Source organism: Streptomyces sp. NPDC005551 (assembly GCF_042871785.1).
Taxonomy (GTDB): Bacteria; Actinomycetota; Actinomycetes; order Streptomycetales; family Streptomycetaceae; genus Streptomyces.
This window is the reverse complement of sequence record NZ_JBIAJE010000010.1, coordinates 291,786-308,817: the sequence shown is the minus strand read 5'-3', so window position 1 is coordinate 308,817 and position 17,032 is coordinate 291,786. Positions and strand designations below refer to the sequence as shown.

The window sequence follows — 17,032 nt, the reverse complement described above, 5'->3', positions numbered from 1 at the left end:
GCACGAGGAGCGGGCGGCCCGCCCGGGTGGAGCGGGCCGCCGCGCTCCCCAGCCCGCGACCCCGCCGCGGGCCGCCACGCATTCCCGGCCCGCGACCCCGCCACGGGCCGGGAAGCGGGTCAGGAGGCCGTGCGACGGCTTCGAGAGGGCCGGGGCGCCCGGACCGGGCCGGAGGCGGGAGCCGTGCGCCGGGACGCCCTGGCGGGGCCGGCGCGGGTGAGGGGCGGGCGCCGCCGGGCGCCGCAGTCCCGGGGGGACCAGCTCGGTTCCGGCTCGATTTTCCGGCGCTGCTGCCCGCGGGACGCCGCCGGATCCCGGAGCGGGAAAGCCCACTCCCGCGGGTGACAGGGCCCCCCGGCGGGCGTCCGTCACCTGCGCCTTCGCGGCGGGAGGGCAGGGCCCGTCGCACACGGGGTCCCTGACCTCGTAAGGTCGTGTCCGTGTTGGAGGAGATGCGGATACGGTCGCTCGGAGTCATCGACGACGCGGTCGTCGAGCTGTCACCAGGCTTCACCGCCGTGACCGGCGAGACCGGCGCGGGCAAGACTATGGTGGTCACGAGCCTGGGACTGCTGCTCGGCGGGCGCGCGGACCCGGCCCTCGTACGGATCGGCGCGAAGAACGCGGTCGTCGAGGGGCGGATCTCCGTGCCCGCGGGCGGGACGGCGATCGTGCGGGCCGAGGAGGCGGGAGCCGAGCTCGACGACGGCGCGTTGCTGATCAGCCGTACCGTTTCGGCCGAAGGGCGCTCCCGGGCGCACCTCGGCGGGCGCTCGGTCCCCGTGGGCGTGCTGGCCGAGCTGGCCGACGAGCTGGTCGCCGTGCACGGCCAGACCGACCAGCAGGGGCTGCTCAAGCTGTCCCGGCAGCGGCAGGCGCTCGACCGGTACGCCGGTGACGCGGTCGCCGTGCCGCTCGCCAAGTACACGGGTGCCTACCGCCGGCTGCGCGCGATCTCGGCCGAGCTGGACGAGATCACCACGCGCGCGCGGGAACGCGCTCAGGAGGCCGACCTGCTGCGGTTCGGGCTTGACGAGATTGCCGCCGTCGAACCGCACGGGGGCGAGGACGTGGAGCTGGCCGCCGAGGCCGAGCGGCTGGGCCACGCGGAGGCGCTGGCCTCGGCCGCCACCGTCGCGCACGCCGCGCTCGCGGGCAACCCCGAGGACCCCGAGGGCATCGACGCCACGACGCTCGTCGCGGGCGCGCACCGGGCGCTGGAGGCGGTACGCGCCCACGACTCCGCGCTGGGCGCGCTGGCCGGCCGGATCGGGGAGATCGGGATCCTGCTGGGCGACGTCGCCGGGGAGCTGGCCGGGTACGCCGACGACCTCGACGCCGACCCGCTGCGGCTCGCGGCGGTCGAGGAGCGGCGGGCCGCCCTCACCCAGCTGACCCGCAAGTACGGCGAGGACATCGACGCCGTGCTCGTCTGGGCCGAGCGGAGCGCCGCGCGGCTCACCGAACTCGACGGGGACGACGAGCGGCTGGGCGAGCTGACCGCCGAGCGCGACGCACTCCGGGCCGAACTCGGCCAACTGGCGCAGGCGTTGACGGACGCCCGCGCGGAGGCCGCCGAACGCTTCGCCGCCGCCGTGACCGCCGAGCTGGCCTCGCTCGCCATGCCCCACGCGCGCGTGTCCTTCGACATCCGCCAGACCGAGGACCCGGAGGGTGTGGAGGTCGGCGGACGCACGGTGCAGTACGGCCCGGCGGGCGCCGACGAGGTCGAACTGCTGCTGGCCCCGCATCCCGGCGCCCCGGCGCGGCCGATCGCCAAGGGCGCGTCCGGCGGTGAGCTCTCGCGGGTGATGCTCGCCGTCGAGGTGGTCTTCGCCGGGACCGACCCGGTGCCGACGTATCTCTTCGACGAGGTCGACGCGGGTGTCGGCGGCAAGGCCGCGGTCGAGATCGGCCGCCGGCTGGCCCGGCTGGCCCGGACGGCACAGGTCGTCGTCGTCACGCACCTGCCGCAGGTGGCCGCCTTCGCCGACCGCCAGCTGCTGGTGGAGAAGACGAACGACGGCTCGGTCACCCGGTCCGGGGTGAAGGTCCTGGAGGGCGAGGACCGCATCCGCGAGCTGTCCCGCATGCTGGCGGGCCAGGAGGACTCGGAGACGGCCCGCGCCCACGCGGAGGAACTGCTGGCGACGGCCAGGGCGGACGGGTAGCGGCGCCGCGAAGTCCCTCACCCCGCCGGGCACCGACGCCGAGCGTTGGCCGTCCCGGCGTGGGGGCTGTGAGCCCGCGTCGGGGTTCCCCGCGCGGTGGGTGCTTCGGGGCCGGCGTCCGGTGCGTCGGGGCGTTCGTCGCCCCCGGAGTGGGGGTCCTGTCGCGGCGCTGGGGCGCCGTCGCCCCCGTCGTGTCCGGTCCCGCCCGCGGGTTCGTAGGGTGGCGGTCATGGGCACACGCATGACGGGCTTCGCCGCCTGCGGACTCGTCGCGGGCGTCACGCGCGCGGGGATCGCCGCACTGCGCTCCACGGCCCCCGGCGGACGCGGGCGCTGGGAGCGGAAGAACCACGCGGGACGGACCGTCGCGCTCTACGCGGGCCCCGCCGCGGCCTTCGCGGCGGCCCTGGGCGCCGGACGGGCCCACCGGGCCGCCGGCTTCGCCGTCCTCGCGGCCGGTGTCTGCGGCGCCTACGACGATGTCGCCGGGGCCGGCGATCCCCGGCGCGGTTTCCGGGCACACCTTGGTGCCCTGCGCCACGGGGAGGTGACTTCCGGGGCGGTCAAGCTGTTCGGTGTCTCGGCCGGGGCCCTGGCGGCGGGGGCGCTGCTCGAGGAGCGTGCCGTGGACAAGGTGCTGGCGGGCGCCGTGATCGCCGGGACCGCGCACTTCGTCAACCTCGTGGACGTACGCCCCGGGAGGGCGGCCTGCGCGGTGCTCGCCCTGGGAGTGCCGGGGCTGCTGCGCGGTGGGGTGGCGGGCGAGCTGTCCGCCGCCGCCGTGGGAGCCGCCGCCGCAGTCCTGCCCGACGACCTCGGCGAGCGCGCCATGATCGGCGACACCGGGGCCCACGCGCTCGGAGCCGCACTGGGCGCCGCCCTCGCGGCGGGCAGCGGCAGGACCGGCCTGGTCGTCCGCGTCGCGGCGCTGGTGGCCGCCGCGACGTGCGGGGAACGGGTGAGTGAACTGGCGCGCACGCCGGGGCGCGTACCGTGCCGAGCACCGCGGCGCGGAGGCTCGCCGAGCACCACGGCGCGGTGCTGAACCCCACGGCGCGGTGCTGAACCCCACGGCGCGGACCGCGCCCGGTACGGCGGCACGTGGACGTCACGCGCGTACCGGGCCAGTACCAGGGCGGCGCCTTTCCGCGCGCACCCGGGCGGTTCCACCTCGCGGAGCGGCGGCCCGGGCGTGCCCGGGGGTTCGCGCCCGCCGTGCGGGGGACCGGGGCCGCTCACGCCGGCTCTCGAACTCCTGGGGGAAAAAGGCCGCGTCTCTCACTCGCGCGAGTGACCGCGCCCGTACAGTTGCCCACCGCGGCGCGGCAGCGGACGCCCGGTGGTGCCGCAACGGGCGGGTGTCCTGGCATCCTTGACGCAGTACGCGAAGCACGACGTGCGGTACACCCCTCCGCGCGTCCTTCTGTACGTTCCTTCGTGACCGTCCGACGCCGAACCAGGAGCCCCGGCCACGTGAGCCTCGTGAGCAGCCACTCACCGCACGGGCAGTCGCCGCTGTGCACCGTGCAGGTGCTCGGGGGCGGCAGTGCGGGCAGCAGCGCCCATGTGCGGTCGCTGGCCTCGGGACTGGTCGCCCGGGGCGTGCGGGTCACCGTGTGCGCCCCCGCCGAGGCCGAACACACCTACGGCTTCGCGGGAGTCGGCGCGCAGCACGTCCCCGTGCCCCGCAGGAGCGACCCCGCCTCCGTGGCGGCGCTGCGGGCGGCCTGCGCGGACGCGGACCTCGTGCACGCGCACGGTCTGCACGCGGCGCTGCGGGCCGCGCTCGCGCTCAGCGGCCGCCCCACCCCGCTCGTCGTCACCTGGCACACCCGCTCGCGGGCGGCGGGTGCCCGGGCCCGTCTGCTGCGCCTGCTGGAGCGCCGCGTCGCCCGGGCCGCCTCCGTCGTCCTCGGCACGTCGTCCGACCTGGTGGACCGGGCACGCAGCAGGGGAGCGAGGGACGCGCGGCTGGCCGCCGTCGCCCTCTCCGCGGCACGCAAGCCCCTGGAGTACGACGAGGCGGAGCGGCTGCGGCACAAGACGCGGGCCGAACTCGGCGCCACGGAACGCCCGTTGCTCATGGCCGTCGGTTCCCTGGACCGGCACCGCGGTTACGGGACCCTGCTGAGCGCGGCGCGCGCGTGGCGCCGCCTGAGCCCCGCGCCGCTGCTCGTGATCGCGGGGGAGGGGCCGCTGCGGGCGGAACTGCAGCGCCGTATCGAGGACGAGGGCCTGCCGGTGCGTCTGATCGGCCGGCGCGACGACATCCCGGAGCTGCTCGCGGGCGCCGATCTGGCGCTGCTGACCAGCAGTTGGGAATCACGCTCCGTCCTCGCCCAGGAAGCCCTGCACGCACGCGTGCCGCTGGTGGCGACCGAGGTCGGCGGCACCCCCGAACTGGTCGGCGACGCGGCCGAACTCGTCCCGTACGGCGACGCGGGCGCCCTGGCCGCGGCGGTCGTGCGCCTCCTGGAGGACCCTGCGCGTCGGGAACTCCTCAAGGACAGGGGAGTGCAGCAGGCGGCCACCTGGCCCACCGAGGACGACACGGTCGCCCAGATCCTGAGCATCTACGACGAGTTGGCCCAGCCGCGCCCCCTGCCCTGACGGACGCCGGACGAGGGACGACGGACGACGGACGCCGCAGGCCGGGCGACGCGGCACTCCTACGGCACGTGCCTGCGCGCGCGCAGGGCCAGGCTCAACGCCAGTACCGTCTGCGGGTCGTCCAGGTCCGTGCCGAGCAACTCGCCGATGCGCGCCAGGCGGTTGTAGAGCGTCTGCCGGTTCAGGTGCAGTTCGCGGGCCGTCTCCGCCTTGCGGCCCGCGTGCGCCAAGTACGTCTGCAACGTGGGCAGAAGGGGCGGCTTCGACCGGTTGTCGTGTTCGCGGAGCGGGCCGATCGCCCGGTCCACGAAGGCCGCCAGGTCCGGATGGTCGCGCAGCCGCCACAGGAGCAGGTCGATGTCGAGGCGCCGGGCGTCGTACCAGAGGCGGTCCGACAGGCCCTGCGCCGCCGTCGCCGTCTCCGCCGCGTGCCGCAGGCCCGCCGAGGCCGCCGCCCAGCCGCCCGCGACCCCGACCACCACCACCGGCGGCTGCGCGCCCGGCCGCTGCATGCCCGCCCGTTCCACACCCGCCCGCAGCGCCGCCGCCACCCGGTCCGCGACGGCCGCGCGCTCGGACTCCGAACGCAGGCCGAGCAGCAGGGGCACACGGCCCTCGACGGGCCGTACGCCCAGGAGCACGGGCACGCCCACGGAGGCCAGCTCCTCGGCGACCGCGCGGGCGAGGACCGCCCAGCCGCCGCCCGGCGAGAGCCCGTCCGCGAGCCGCATCACGACCGGCAGGAGCGGACTGCTGCCCGGCTTGAAGCCGAGCACGCGTGCCTGGGCGGCGGCGTCCTCGGCCCGGACGCGGCCCTCGGCGAGGTCGGTGAGGAAGTCGCCGCGGCCGCGTGCCGCGAGCTCCTCCTCCTGGCGGGCCTGCATCAGGACGACGGCCAGGATGCCCGCCGCCCGCTCGGCCGCCATCCGGTGCACGGGGGCCGTCGGAGCGGTCACGGGCGTCAGGACCAGCCGGGCGCGGACGGAGCCGGTGCCGGGGCCGCCGCCGGGCACGTCCACGACGGTCGTGCCCGCGGCCGGTTCGTCCTTGTGCTGGCCGCGCAGCCCCTCCCACACCTGGAGCGGATCGGCGCCCGCCGGACCGGCCCCGGCCGCGTACAGCAGCTGCCCGTCCGCCGTCTCCAGGAAGACCGGGTTGCCGGCGAAGTCCGCGAGGATGCCGAGGACCTGCGGTATCCCGCCCCCGCCGAGCAGTGCCTGAGTGCAGCGCCGGTGCACCTCCTCGGCCTGCTGGAGCAGTGCGTAGTGGCCGTTGACGATCTCGGTGTGGACCTCCTCCGTGACCGCCACGAACGGCACCTCGCGGTGCAGCTGGACCAGCGGGAGGCCGGCGGTGCGCGCCGTCTCCACCAGAGTCGCCGGCAGCCGCGAGAAGCGCGGGCCGAGCTCCACCACCAGGGCGGCGATCCCGCGCTCGGCCAGGGTGCGGACGAAGGCGCGCTGCTCGGCGGGACGGGTACCGAGGCCGTACCCCGTCGTCAGCAGCAGTTCGCCGCCCTTGAGGAGCGAGGCGATGTTGGGTACCTCGCCCGCGTGCACCCAGCGCACCGTGCGCTGCAACCGGTCGGCCCCCGCCAGGATCTCCGGCAGCCCGCTGCGCAGCCCGGGCAGCTCGAGCGCCCGCTGCACGGTGATCCCGGCGCCCTCGGTGTCGTAACGGCTGTCCATGCAGCGGACGCTACCTGCGCACACGTCCCGGGCACACTTCGGCCCGTCCCGGGCACACTTCGGCCCGTCCCGAGCACACCGGCGGGGGCGTGCCCCGGACGTCGCGGCGGCCCCGCTCCCGCCCGGAGGTGCGGGAGGGAGCGGGGCCGCCGTGCGCGTGGCGGGTCAGCCGCCGTACGCCCCGCTCGCGGTCAGCCGCAGCGCCGTGTCGATCAGCGGGACGTGGCTGAAGGCCTGCGGGAAGTTGCCGACCTGGCGCTTGAGCCGGGGGTCCCACTCCTCGGCGAGCAGACCCAGGTCGTTGCGCAGATCGAGCAGCTTCTCGAAGAGCTTGCGGGCCTCGTCGACCCGCCCGATCATCGCGAGGTCGTCCGCCATCCAGAACGAGCAGGCGAGGAACGCGCCCTCGTCGCCCTCCAGACCGTCCAGGCCCGCGTGCTCGCCGGACGTCGGGTAGCGCAGGATGAAGCCGTCCTCGGTGGACAGCTCGCGCTGGATCGCCTCGATCGTGCCGATCACACGCTTGTCGTCCGGCGGCAGGAAACCCATCTGCGGGATCAGCAGCAGCGAGGCGTCCAGCTCCTGGGAGCCGTACGACTGCGTGAACGTGTTGCGCTCCTTGTCGTAGCCCTTCTCGCACACGTCCCGGTGGATGTCGTCGCGCAGCTCGCGCCACTTCTCCAGCGGGCCGTCCGCGTCGCCCGACTCGATGAGCTTGATGGTGCGGTCGACGGCGACCCAGGCCATCACCTTGGAGTGCACGAAGTGGCGGCGCGGGCCGCGCACCTCCCAGATGCCCTCGTCCGGCTGGTCCCAGTGGTCCTCCAGGTAGCGGATCAGCTTGAGCTGGAGGAGCGAGGCGTAGTCGTTGCGGGACAGACCCGTCATATGCGCCAGGTGCAGGGCCTCGGTGACCTCCCCGTACACGTCCAGCTGGAGCTGGTGCGCGGCGCCGTTGCCGACGCGGACGGGCCCCGAGTTCTCGTAGCCGGGGAGCCAGTCCAGCTCCGCCTCGCCGAGCTCCCGCTCACCCGCGATGCCGTACATGATCTGGAGGTTCTCCGGGTCGCCCGCGACCGCGCGCAGCAGCCACTCGCGCCAGGCGCGCGCCTCCTCGCGGTACCCGGTACGCAGCAGCGAGGACAGGGTGATCGCCGCGTCGCGCAGCCAGGTGTAGCGGTAGTCCCAGTTGCGGACGCCGCCGATCTCCTCCGGGAGCGAGGTCGTGGGCGCGGCGACGATGCCGCCCGTGGGGGCGTACGTCAGGGCCTTCAAGGTGATCAGCGAGCGGACCACGGCCTCACGGTAGGGGCCGTGGTACGTACATTGGTCGACCCAGTCGCGCCAGAACTCCTCGGTCGCCTCCAGGGACTGCTCCGGCTCGGGCAGCGCGGGCGGCTGCTTGTGCGAGGGCTCCCAGGAGATGGTGAACGCGATCCGCTCACCCGGCGCCACCGTGAAGTCGGCGTACGTGGTGAGGTCCTTGCCGTAGGTCTCGCAGGCTGTGTCGAACCACACGGAGTCGGGTCCCGCGACGGCGACGGTCCGGCCCTCGTGCTTGTGCACCCAGGGCACGACACGGCCGTACGAGAAGCGCATCCGCAGGGCGGAACGCATCGGCACCCGGCCCGTGACGCCCTCGACGATGCGGATCAGCTGCGGTGCCCCGTCACGCGGCGGCATGAAATCGATCACGCGCACCGTGCCGCGTGGGGTGTCCCACTCGGATTCCAGGATCAGCGAGTCGCCGCGGTACGTGCGCCGGGCCGCGGTCGGCGGTTCGGCGTCCGCCGCGTGCGCCGGCCCGAGCCGCCAGAAGCCGTGCTCCTCGGTGCCCAGCAGGCCGGCGAAGATGGCATGCGAGTCGAAGCGGGGCAGGCACAGCCAGTCGACTGTGCCGTCCCGGCAGACCAGCGCGGCTGTCTGCATGTCTCCGATGAGTGCGTAGTCCTCGATGCGCCCGGCCACGTGCATCTCCAGTCGAACGGCCACGTCGCCCCACGAGGGGCGGTCGCTCTTGCGGTCAAGGGGTCTTTGTCAGGCGTCGTCGCGAAACGACGGAAGGGTTGTGTGAATGTCGTTGCGAAACGAACTGCCGAGCTCTCGTGTTCCGGGATGCGGCGTGGGTGGTGCCGTCTACCGGCCGGTCTCGGCAGTGAGTGTCCGAGCAGGATACGACGCACGTCGATGATCCGCGTGCCCCTCCCGGCAACCGGACTCGGCCGAACGAGTGAGCAGAGGGTGAGCGGTGCGGACGGGATGAGCGGGGCGTGCGGTCTCCGTGTCGACGCGTGTGCGGAGCGTGGCCGCGAGCGGCCCCGTTCTGGCGCTGATACCCTGGTAGCCCGTGGACCGGAGGGCGAGAAACCCCCGAACCGCAGCGACGGCGCCCCCCGAAAATCCGGTACCTCCGGGTCGGGCCGCCGGTACGCACCTCACACCGCGACCACGGGAGCCCCCTCTTGGCCATGCCGCCCGCTGCTTTCCGAAACAGCACAGCCACGACGACCAAGCACATCTTCGTCACCGGGGGTGTCGCCTCCTCCCTCGGCAAGGGTCTGACCGCCTCCAGCCTGGGCGCGCTGCTCAAGGCGCGGGGTCTGCGGGTCACCATGCAGAAGCTCGACCCGTACCTGAACGTCGATCCCGGCACGATGAACCCCTTCCAGCACGGTGAGGTGTTCGTCACCAACGACGGCGCCGAGACCGACCTCGACATCGGACACTACGAGCGCTTCCTCGACGTCGACTTGGACGGCTCCGCCAATGTCACTACAGGGCAGGTGTACTCGACGGTCATCGCCAAGGAGCGGCGTGGCGAGTACCTGGGCGACACCGTGCAGGTCATCCCGCACATCACCAACGAGATCAAGCACCGCATCCGCCGTATGGCCGCCGACGACGTCGACGTCGTCATCACCGAGGTGGGCGGCACGGTCGGCGACATCGAGTCGCTGCCGTTCCTGGAGACCGTCCGCCAGGTCCGTCACGAGGTCGGCCGCGACAACGTGTTCGTGGTGCACATCTCGCTCCTGCCCTACATCGGCCCGTCCGGGGAACTGAAGACGAAGCCGACGCAGCACTCGGTCGCGGCGCTGCGCAACATCGGTATCCAGCCGGACGCGATCGTGCTGCGCGCCGACCGCGAGGTCCCCACCGCCATCAAGCGCAAGATCTCGCTGATGTGCGACGTCGACGAGGCCGCCGTGGTGGCGGCGATCGACGCCAAGTCGATCTACGACATCCCGAAGGTCCTCCACACCGAGGGCCTGGACGCGTACGTGGTCCGCAAGCTGGACCTGCCCTTCCGCGACGTGGACTGGACGACCTGGGACGACCTGCTCGACCGCGTCCACAACCCGCTGCACGAGATCAACCTCGCGCTGGTCGGCAAGTACATCGACCTGCCCGACGCCTACCTCTCGGTCACCGAGGCGCTGCGCGCGGGCGGCTTCGCGAACAAGGCCCGCGTGAAGATCAAGTGGGTCGCCTCGGACGACTGCAAGACCCCGGCGGGCGCCGCGAAGCAGCTCGGTGACGTGGACGCGATCTGCATCCCCGGCGGCTTCGGCGACCGCGGCGTGTCCGGCAAGGTCGGCGCCATCCAGTACGCCCGCGAGAACAGGATCCCGCTGCTCGGCCTGTGCCTGGGCCTGCAGTGCATCGTGATCGAGGCCGCGCGGAACCTGGCCGACATCCCCGACGCCAACTCCACCGAGTTCGACTCGGCCACCGGGCACCCGGTCATCTCCACCATGGCCGAGCAGCTCGACATCGTGGCCGGCGAGGGCGACATGGGCGGCACGATGCGCCTTGGCATGTATCCGGCCAAGCTGGCGGAGGGCTCCATCGTGCGCGAGGTGTACGACAACAAGGAGTACGTCGAGGAGAGGCACCGTCACCGCTACGAGGTGAACAACGCCTACCGCGCCGAACTGGAGAAGAAGGCCGGACTCCAGTTCTCCGGCACCTCCCCGGACGGCAAGCTCGTCGAGTACGTCGAATACCCGCGCGAGGTGCACCCCTACCTGGTGGCGACCCAGGCGCACCCCGAGCTGCGTTCGCGTCCGACGCGCCCGCACCCGCTCTTCGCGGGCCTGGTGAAGGCGGCCGTGGAGCGCAAGACGGGCAAGTGACACGAGGGTTGTACGGTTGCCGGGGTACGCGTCCTATGAGGTGCGTGCCCCGGTTTCTGTCGCCGGCGCACCGTGGCCGATTCCCTTCGGCCGTGACCGGCTCTCTCGTGTACGTGTGGAAGGACGCAGGGCATGACGATCAAGGACACCGCCGAGGAGTGGGAGATCCGGGCGAGCGAGACCCCGTTCACCGGGAACAAGACCTCCGTCCGCACCGACGACGTGGTCATGCCCGACGGCTCGGTCGTCCGCCGCGACTATCAGGTCCACCCCGGATCCGTGGCCGTCCTCGCCCTCGACGACGAGGACCGGGTGCTGGTCATCCGGCAGTACCGCCACCCCGTGCGCCACAAGCTGTGGGAGATCCCGGCCGGGCTGCTCGACGTCCCCGGCGAGAACCCGCTGCACGCGGCGCAGCGGGAGCTCTACGAGGAGGCGCACGTCAAGGCCGAGGACTGGCGGGTGCTGACCGACGTGTACACGACGCCCGGCGGCTGCGACGAGGCCGTCCGCATCTTCCTGGCCCGCGATCTCTCCGAGGCCGAGGGCGAGCGCTTCGAGGTCGAGGAGGAGGAGGCCGACATGGAGCTCTCGCGCGTGTCCGTCGGCGACCTCGCCCGCGGGGTGCTCGCCGGGGAGCTGCACAACAACTGTCTGGTCGTCGGTGTGCTGTCGCTGATCGCCGCCCGGAACGGCGCGGGTGTCGACGCGCTGCGTCCGGCGGAGGCGCCCTGGCCCGCGCGGCCCTTCGAGTCCTGAGCCGCTCCCGCGTCTCCCCGGGGGATCCGGTGTGACGATCGGCTGATCCGATCGGGGGACCCTTCCGCCGTGCTCCACCCGGATCGTCGCAGAGCGTGAACTAGGCTCTGAAAACGCCCCGTCCGGAGTCCCGGCGGGCTTGCGCGGCAGTGGGACGGGAGTGTGGCCCGTGACGGATCAGGCGGTGGACACCGACGGCACGGACGTGTCGGCACAGGAACGGCCACCGGTTGCCGAGTCCGCTCCTGCGGCGGGTCAGTTCCTGGGCCGGACAAGAGAGTTGAAGGAACTCCGGGCCGACATCGAGCGTGCCGGACTGGACACCCTCTCCGGCCGCAAGGCGCCCCGCGCCCGGGTGCTGCTCATCGCGGGCCGCCCCGGATTCGGCCGCACGGCGCTCGCCGAGGAGCTGGTACGGCAGGTCGCCGAGAGTTACCCCGACGGTGTGCTGCGGGCCCGGCTCACCGAACCCGACGGCACGCCGGTGCCCACCGAGCGCACCGCACGGGACCTGCTCACCGCCCTGGCGGAGGCGACCCCGCCCGGGGCCGCCGAGGACGACCTCACCGAGGCACTGCGCGGGGCCCTCGCCGACCGCCGTGCCGTGCTCCTGCTGGACGACGCGGCGACCGCCGAGCAGGTCGAATGCCTGCTGCCGGACACCCCCGACTGCCTGGTCGTCGCCGTCTCGCAGGGTCCACTGACCGGCATCTCCGACGTCCGCCCCTGCACGCTGGGCGGCCTGGACACCAAGTCCGCCCTGGAACTGCTCGGCCGGCACACCGGTTCGGTCCGCATCACCGTCGACCCGTGCGCCGCCGAGGGGCTGGTCGAGGAGTGCGCCGGCCAGCCCGCGGCGCTGGTGCTGGCGGGCGGCTGGCTCGCCGCCCGGCCGCAGGCCGCCGTGGCCGACCTGGCCAAGCACCTGCACGCCGAGGGCGAGGAAGGGACGCCGCTGGCCCGGGTCTTCCGGCTCGTGTACGCCTCGCTGCCCAGCGCCGCCGCCCGGATACTGCGCCTGCTCTCCCTGGCCCCCGCCGGTCTCGTCGACCCGCACACCGCGTCCGCGCTGGCCGGCTGCTCGATCCACGCGGCCCGCACCACCCTGGACGACTTCGCCGGGCTGGGCCTCCTGCGGCCGGTGGACTCGCCCCTGCCGCAGTACGAGGTGCCCGGCTGCCTGCTGCCCCTGCTGCGTGCCCTCACCGAGACCCAGGACCGGCCGGCCGAGCTCCAGCTCGCCCGCGCCCGGATGCTGGAGCGGACGGTCCGGCTGCTGGTGTCCTGCCGCGCGATCACCGAGACGGACAGCTCGCCCGCCCGCGAGAAGCTCGCCGGCATGCCCCAGGCCCTGCGCTTCCCGCACCCCCGGGCCGCCGCCGACTGGCTGCGCATCCGGCAGCCCGCGCTGCTCGCCGCCGCCCGCGCGGCCGTCGCCGACGGCGAGCTGGACACGCTGGCCCGCCGTCTGATGGCCGCGCTGGTCCGGGCCATGGTGGCGCACGTCGGTACGCAGGCGGCGGCGCCCGAGCTGTACGGCATCCACCGGCTCGTCCTGGACGTCGCCGAGCGCCGCGACCTGCCCCGCGAGAGGGCCGCGGCCCTGCTGAACCTCGCCGACCTCGACGCGCAGACGGGCCGGACGGCCGAGGCGCTCGCCCGCTACCGGGCCGCCCTGGACGCCGGACGTGAGGCGGACGACCCGTATGCGACCGGGCGCGCGATGGAATCCGTAGGCGGCGCCCACCAGGAGCTCGGGGACTACGAGCGGGCCGCCGACTGGTACGGCAGGGCGCTGGCGCAGCGCCTGGCGCGCGACGAGCGGGTGGACGCCGCCCGGCTCTACGGCCGCATCGCCACCGTGCACACCTACGCCGGCCGCTACGGGGAGGCGCTGCGCAACTGGCGCTCGGCCGTCACCGGCCACCGCAGGAACGGCGATGTCGCGGCCCAGGCACGGGCGTTGAGCGAGCTGGCCCGGGTCCAGGAGTACGCGGGACGGCCGGAGGAGTCGCTGTACACCTGCCACGAGGCGGTGGAGTGGGCCCGCCGCGCCGAGGACGTGCGCCTGCAGGCCGCTCTCCAGCTGAGACTGGCCGACACCCTGGACCGGCTCGGCGACCCGGTCGCGGCCGGGCTGCACCGCAGTCAGGCCGAGCGCATGCTGGGAGATGAGCTGCCGGACAGCCCGTGAGCCATGAAACAAGGCCCTAACGCCTGCGAAATCCGTAGTGCATCCGCCGAAGATTGATGCTTTGAAAGGCTAGACAGAGAGAATCCCTTCATTAGACTGGCTCCGCCGCGTTGTTTCGTGGTGTCTCCCGGTGTGCCCCCATGGCGCCGGGTATGACGGGCATTGCCCCGATGCGCACCGCCCTGGCGTGCGCAGCCCCAGAACCCTCTGAGCCAAGGACCGTGATCGACGTGAAGGTCGGCATCCCCCGCGAGGTCAAGAACAACGAGTTCCGGGTGGCCATCACCCCCGCCGGCGTGCACGAGCTGGTGCGCCACGGCCACCAGGTCGTCATCGAGCGAAACGCCGGCGTCGGCTCCTCGATCACGGACGACGAGTACGTCTCCGCCGGCGCGCAGATCCTGCCCACCGCCGACGAGGTCTGGGCCACCGCCGACCTGCTGCTGAAGGTCAAGGAGCCCATCGCCGAGGAGTACCACCGCCTCCGCAAGGACCAGACGCTCTTCACCTACCTGCACCTGGCCGCGTCCAAGGAGTGCACGGACGCGCTCCTGGAGTCCGGCACCACGGCGATCGCGTACGAGACGGTCGAGCTGCCGAGCCGCGCGCTGCCGCTGCTCGCCCCGATGTCCGAGGTCGCGGGCCGTCTCGCCCCGCAGGTCGGCGCCTACCACCTGATGCGCGCCAACGGCGGCCGCGGTGTGCTGCCCGGCGGTGTCCCCGGTGTGCTGGCCGCCAAGGCCGTCGTTATCGGCGGCGGCGTCTCCGGCTGGAACGCCGCGCAGATCGCCATCGGCATGGGCTTCCACGTGACCCTGCTCGACCGCGACATCAACAAGCTCAAGGAGGCGGACAAGATCTTCGGTACGAAGATCCAGACCGTCGTCTCCAACGCCTTCGAGCTCGAGAAGGCCTGCCTCGAGGCCGACCTCGTCATCGGTGCCGTGCTCATCCCCGGTGCCAAGGCGCCGAAGCTGGTCACCAACGAACTCGTCTCGCGGATGAAGCCCGGAAGTGTTCTTGTCGACATCGCCATCGACCAGGGCGGCTGCTTCGAGGACTCGCGTCCGACCACGCACGCCGAGCCGACCTTCCCGGTCCACAACTCGGTCTTCTACTGCGTCGCCAACATGCCCGGCGCGGTGCCCAACACCTCCACCTACGCGCTGACGAACGCCACGCTGCCGTACATCGTCGAGCTGGCGAACCGCGGCTGGGTCGAGGCGCTGCGCCGCGACCCCGCGCTGGCCAAGGGCCTCAACACCCATGACGGCAAGGTCGTTTACCGCGAGGTCGCCGAATCGCACGGTCTGGAGCACGTCGAGCTGGACACGCTGCTCGGCTGATCGGTCACTCGCACCACCAGTCGACTTTCTCGCTGCCCGATGGCGGATTCCCCGCTGGGAAAAGGCGATACGTCAACACAGGTCGTCAACACCGCGCACCCGGCCGGACCTTGCTGGACAAGGTCCGGCCGGATGTGTGTCGGGTCACTTCGCGGGACTCGTTCAACTCGCCGCGAACGTAACGCTTCAACCGATTCGTACACCGGCGGAGCCTGCTGTGCGACGGCCTTACGCCCTTGACAGCGGGGTGTTCGGTTACCGACACATCGGGGCGGGTCCGGCGGATTGTGTTGCTGCGGAGCGGTGACACGCCATAGAGTCGCCAATCGTCGGCATGGTGCCACGCTGACCTATCTAGAAGTTTCCTGGTCACCAAGGAGGTAAGACGACTTGTGAATGAGTCGACATTTACTCCCGGGGGTGGTCAACCAGGAATGCCGACGCGGGGCCAGGGCCCCACGGGGCTCGAGGCTGTCGGCTCCGTCGCTGTCCGCACCTTCGCAGCCCACCAGAGTCCCCCCAGAACAGGGCTGACCCAGCCAGCACACCCGAGCATGGATGGCCATCACGTGAACGCCATGGCCGGCAACGGAAGTGGCGAGAACCGCACCCACTTCGCCGACTACGACGAACTGCCCGAGGGTCACTTCTACGACCCTGACGCCGAGTACGAGCCCGATCCCGAGTACGCGGCCACGCTCGCGCCCGACGCTGCCCGTCAGCGCCGTGAGCGCATCGGCCCGACCGGACGCCCGCTGCCGTACTTCCCGATCCCGGGCCCGCTGGCCGACCACGGCCCCGCGAAGATCATCGCGATGTGCAACCAGAAGGGCGGCGTCGGCAAGACGACGTCGACCATCAACCTGGGTGCCGCGCTCGCGGAGTACGGACGCCGGGTCCTGCTCGTCGACTTCGACCCGCAGGGCGCGCTCTCGGTCGGCCTCGGCGTCAACCCGATGGAGCTCGACCTCACCGTCTACAACCTGCTCATGGAGCGGGGCATGGCGGCCGACGAGGTGCTCCTGAAGACGGCGGTCCCGAACATGGACCTGCTGCCCAGCAACATCGACCTGTCCGCCGCCGAAGTGCAGCTGGTGTCCGAGGTCGCGCGCGAGTCGACGCTGCAGCGGGCCCTCAAGCCCCTGATGGCCGACTACGACTACATCGTGATCGACTGCCAGCCCTCGCTCGGCCTGCTCACCGTGAACGCCCTGACGGCGGCGCACAAGGTCATCGTGCCGCTCGAGTGCGAGTTCTTCGCGCTGCGCGGGGTCGCGCTGCTCACCGAGACCATCGAGAAGGTCCAGGAGCGGCTCAACCCCGACCTGGAGCTCGACGGCATCCTCGCCACGATGTACGACTCGCGCACGGTGCACAGCCGCGAGGTGCTCGCCCGTGTCGTCGAGGCCTTCGACGACCACGTGTACCACACGGTCATCGGCCGCACCGTCCGCTTCCCGGAGACCACCGTCGCCGGTGAGCCGATCACCACGTACGCCTCCAACTCCGTGGGCGCCGCCGCCTATCGCCAGCTCGCCAGGGAGGTGCTCGCCCGGTGTCACGCCGAGTGAGTCTGCCGGGGGCCGACGAACTGTTCCGTACCACCGGGGGAATGGCGCTCCAGGCGTCCTCGCCCTCGCGCCGGACCAACGGCGAGGCCAGGGTGCCCGCCCCGGCGGGTGAGAGCGACGCGGCCGCCGCGGCGGAGGACGGGCCGCAGTCGGTGCCCGTGCGGGGCGGCGACGGCGAGGGTGACGAGCATGTGGCGGCCGGTGACGAGTCGGGCACCGGGGAGTCCCGCAGCCGGGGCACCGGCGGCGACCGCTCCGGACAGCGTCAGACGCCGCAGGAAGGTTCTTCCGCCGGGCAGTCCTCCCGCAAGCGGAGCCGCGCCGCGAACCGCCGGCCCAGCGGGCGCGAGCGGCACGACGAGAAGATCACGGTGTACGTGTCCGCCGAGGAGCTGATGGACCTCGAGCACGCGCGTCTCGTGCTCCGGGGTGAGCACGGGCTCGCCGTCGACCGCGGGCGGATCGTCCGCGAGGCGGTCGCGGTGGTGCTGGCCGATCTCGAGTCCCGCGGGGACGCGAGCATCCTCGTACGACGACTTCGCGGGCGGTAGCGGTAG

Annotated in this window: 11 protein-coding genes; 9 read left to right on the top strand and 2 right to left on the bottom strand. The window is 73.0% G+C overall.

Annotation, left to right across the window (positions count from 1 at the left end; all coding sequences use genetic code 11):
* Positions 1-452: 452 nt before the first annotated feature.
* The 3 genes from recN to ACFYP4_RS28540 all read left to right on the top strand — a co-directional run bounded on the left by recN (position 453) and on the right by ACFYP4_RS28540 (position 4,781).
* Positions 453-2,171, top strand: coding sequence for a DNA repair protein RecN (recN, locus tag ACFYP4_RS28550; protein ID WP_388789218.1), 1,719 nt, complete (start codon positions 453-455; stop codon positions 2,169-2,171).
* A gap of 229 nt (positions 2,172-2,400) precedes the next feature.
* On the top strand, positions 2,401-3,216 hold the full coding sequence (locus ACFYP4_RS28545; RefSeq protein WP_358854112.1) for a hypothetical protein: 816 nt from the start codon (positions 2,401-2,403) through the stop codon (positions 3,214-3,216).
* A 428-nt stretch (positions 3,217-3,644) separates the two neighbouring features.
* Positions 3,645-4,781 (top strand): glycosyltransferase family 4 protein, encoded by a 1,137-nt coding sequence (locus tag ACFYP4_RS28540; protein WP_358854113.1) that lies wholly within the window; start codon positions 3,645-3,647, stop codon positions 4,779-4,781.
* A 59-nt stretch (positions 4,782-4,840) separates the two neighbouring features.
* Here the strand turns inward: ACFYP4_RS28540 and ACFYP4_RS28535 are convergent, their stop codons facing one another.
* Entirely contained in the window at positions 4,841-6,469 is a 1,629-nt protein-coding gene (locus tag ACFYP4_RS28535) for a PucR family transcriptional regulator (RefSeq protein WP_358854114.1), read from the bottom strand.
* A gap of 165 nt (positions 6,470-6,634) precedes the next feature.
* Entirely contained in the window at positions 6,635-8,443 is a 1,809-nt protein-coding gene (locus ACFYP4_RS28530) for a glycoside hydrolase family 15 protein (protein ID WP_358854145.1), read from the bottom strand.
* A gap of 494 nt (positions 8,444-8,937) precedes the next feature.
* On the opposite strand from ACFYP4_RS28530, the gene ACFYP4_RS28525 reads away from it, so the two are divergent.
* From ACFYP4_RS28525 to ACFYP4_RS28500, 6 genes are all read left to right on the top strand, one after another.
* Complete coding sequence (locus tag ACFYP4_RS28525) at positions 8,938-10,605, top strand: CTP synthase (protein ID WP_358854115.1); 1,668 nt, start codon at positions 8,938-8,940, stop codon at positions 10,603-10,605.
* Between the two features lie 132 nt (positions 10,606-10,737).
* Positions 10,738-11,364, top strand: a complete 627-nt coding sequence (locus ACFYP4_RS28520) for an NUDIX hydrolase (RefSeq protein WP_358854116.1) — start codon at positions 10,738-10,740, stop codon at positions 11,362-11,364.
* A 169-nt stretch (positions 11,365-11,533) separates the two neighbouring features.
* Positions 11,534-13,558, top strand: a complete 2,025-nt coding sequence (locus tag ACFYP4_RS28515; protein ID WP_388789175.1) for a tetratricopeptide repeat protein — start codon at positions 11,534-11,536, stop codon at positions 13,556-13,558.
* Positions 13,559-13,779: 221 nt separating this feature from the next.
* Positions 13,780-14,904 (top strand): alanine dehydrogenase, encoded by a 1,125-nt coding sequence (gene ald / locus ACFYP4_RS28510; RefSeq protein WP_388789172.1) that lies wholly within the window; start codon positions 13,780-13,782, stop codon positions 14,902-14,904.
* A 434-nt stretch (positions 14,905-15,338) separates the two neighbouring features.
* Positions 15,339-16,475: a ParA family protein gene (locus ACFYP4_RS28505; RefSeq protein WP_388789169.1), complete on the top strand. Its 1,137-nt coding sequence runs from the start codon at positions 15,339-15,341 to the stop codon at positions 16,473-16,475.
* Positions 16,460-17,026: a hypothetical protein gene (locus ACFYP4_RS28500; RefSeq protein ID WP_388789166.1), complete on the top strand. Its 567-nt coding sequence runs from the start codon at positions 16,460-16,462 to the stop codon at positions 17,024-17,026. The genes ACFYP4_RS28505 and ACFYP4_RS28500 overlap by 16 nt, the downstream gene beginning before the upstream one ends.
* Positions 17,027-17,032: the final 6 nt, after the last annotated feature.

Bases quoted from the DNA above. Each gene is read 5' to 3' on its own strand.
- recN (WP_388789218.1), top strand. From the start codon at position 453: ATGCGGATACGGTCGCTCGGAGTCATCGACGACGCGGTCGTCGAGCTG.
- ACFYP4_RS28545 (WP_358854112.1), top strand. From the start codon at position 2,401: ATGGGCACACGCATGACGGGCTTCGCCGCCTGCGGACTCGTCGCGGGC.
- ACFYP4_RS28535 (WP_358854114.1), bottom strand. From the start codon at position 6,469: ATGGACAGCCGTTACGACACCGAGGGCGCCGGGATCACCGTGCAGCGG.
- ACFYP4_RS28530 (WP_358854145.1), bottom strand. From the start codon at position 8,443: ATGCACGTGGCCGGGCGCATCGAGGACTACGCACTCATCGGAGACATG.
- ACFYP4_RS28525 (WP_358854115.1), top strand. From the start codon at position 8,938: ATGCCGCCCGCTGCTTTCCGAAACAGCACAGCCACGACGACCAAGCAC.
- ACFYP4_RS28520 (WP_358854116.1), top strand. From the start codon at position 10,738: ATGACGATCAAGGACACCGCCGAGGAGTGGGAGATCCGGGCGAGCGAG.
- ACFYP4_RS28505 (WP_388789169.1), top strand. From the start codon at position 15,339: ATGCCGACGCGGGGCCAGGGCCCCACGGGGCTCGAGGCTGTCGGCTCC.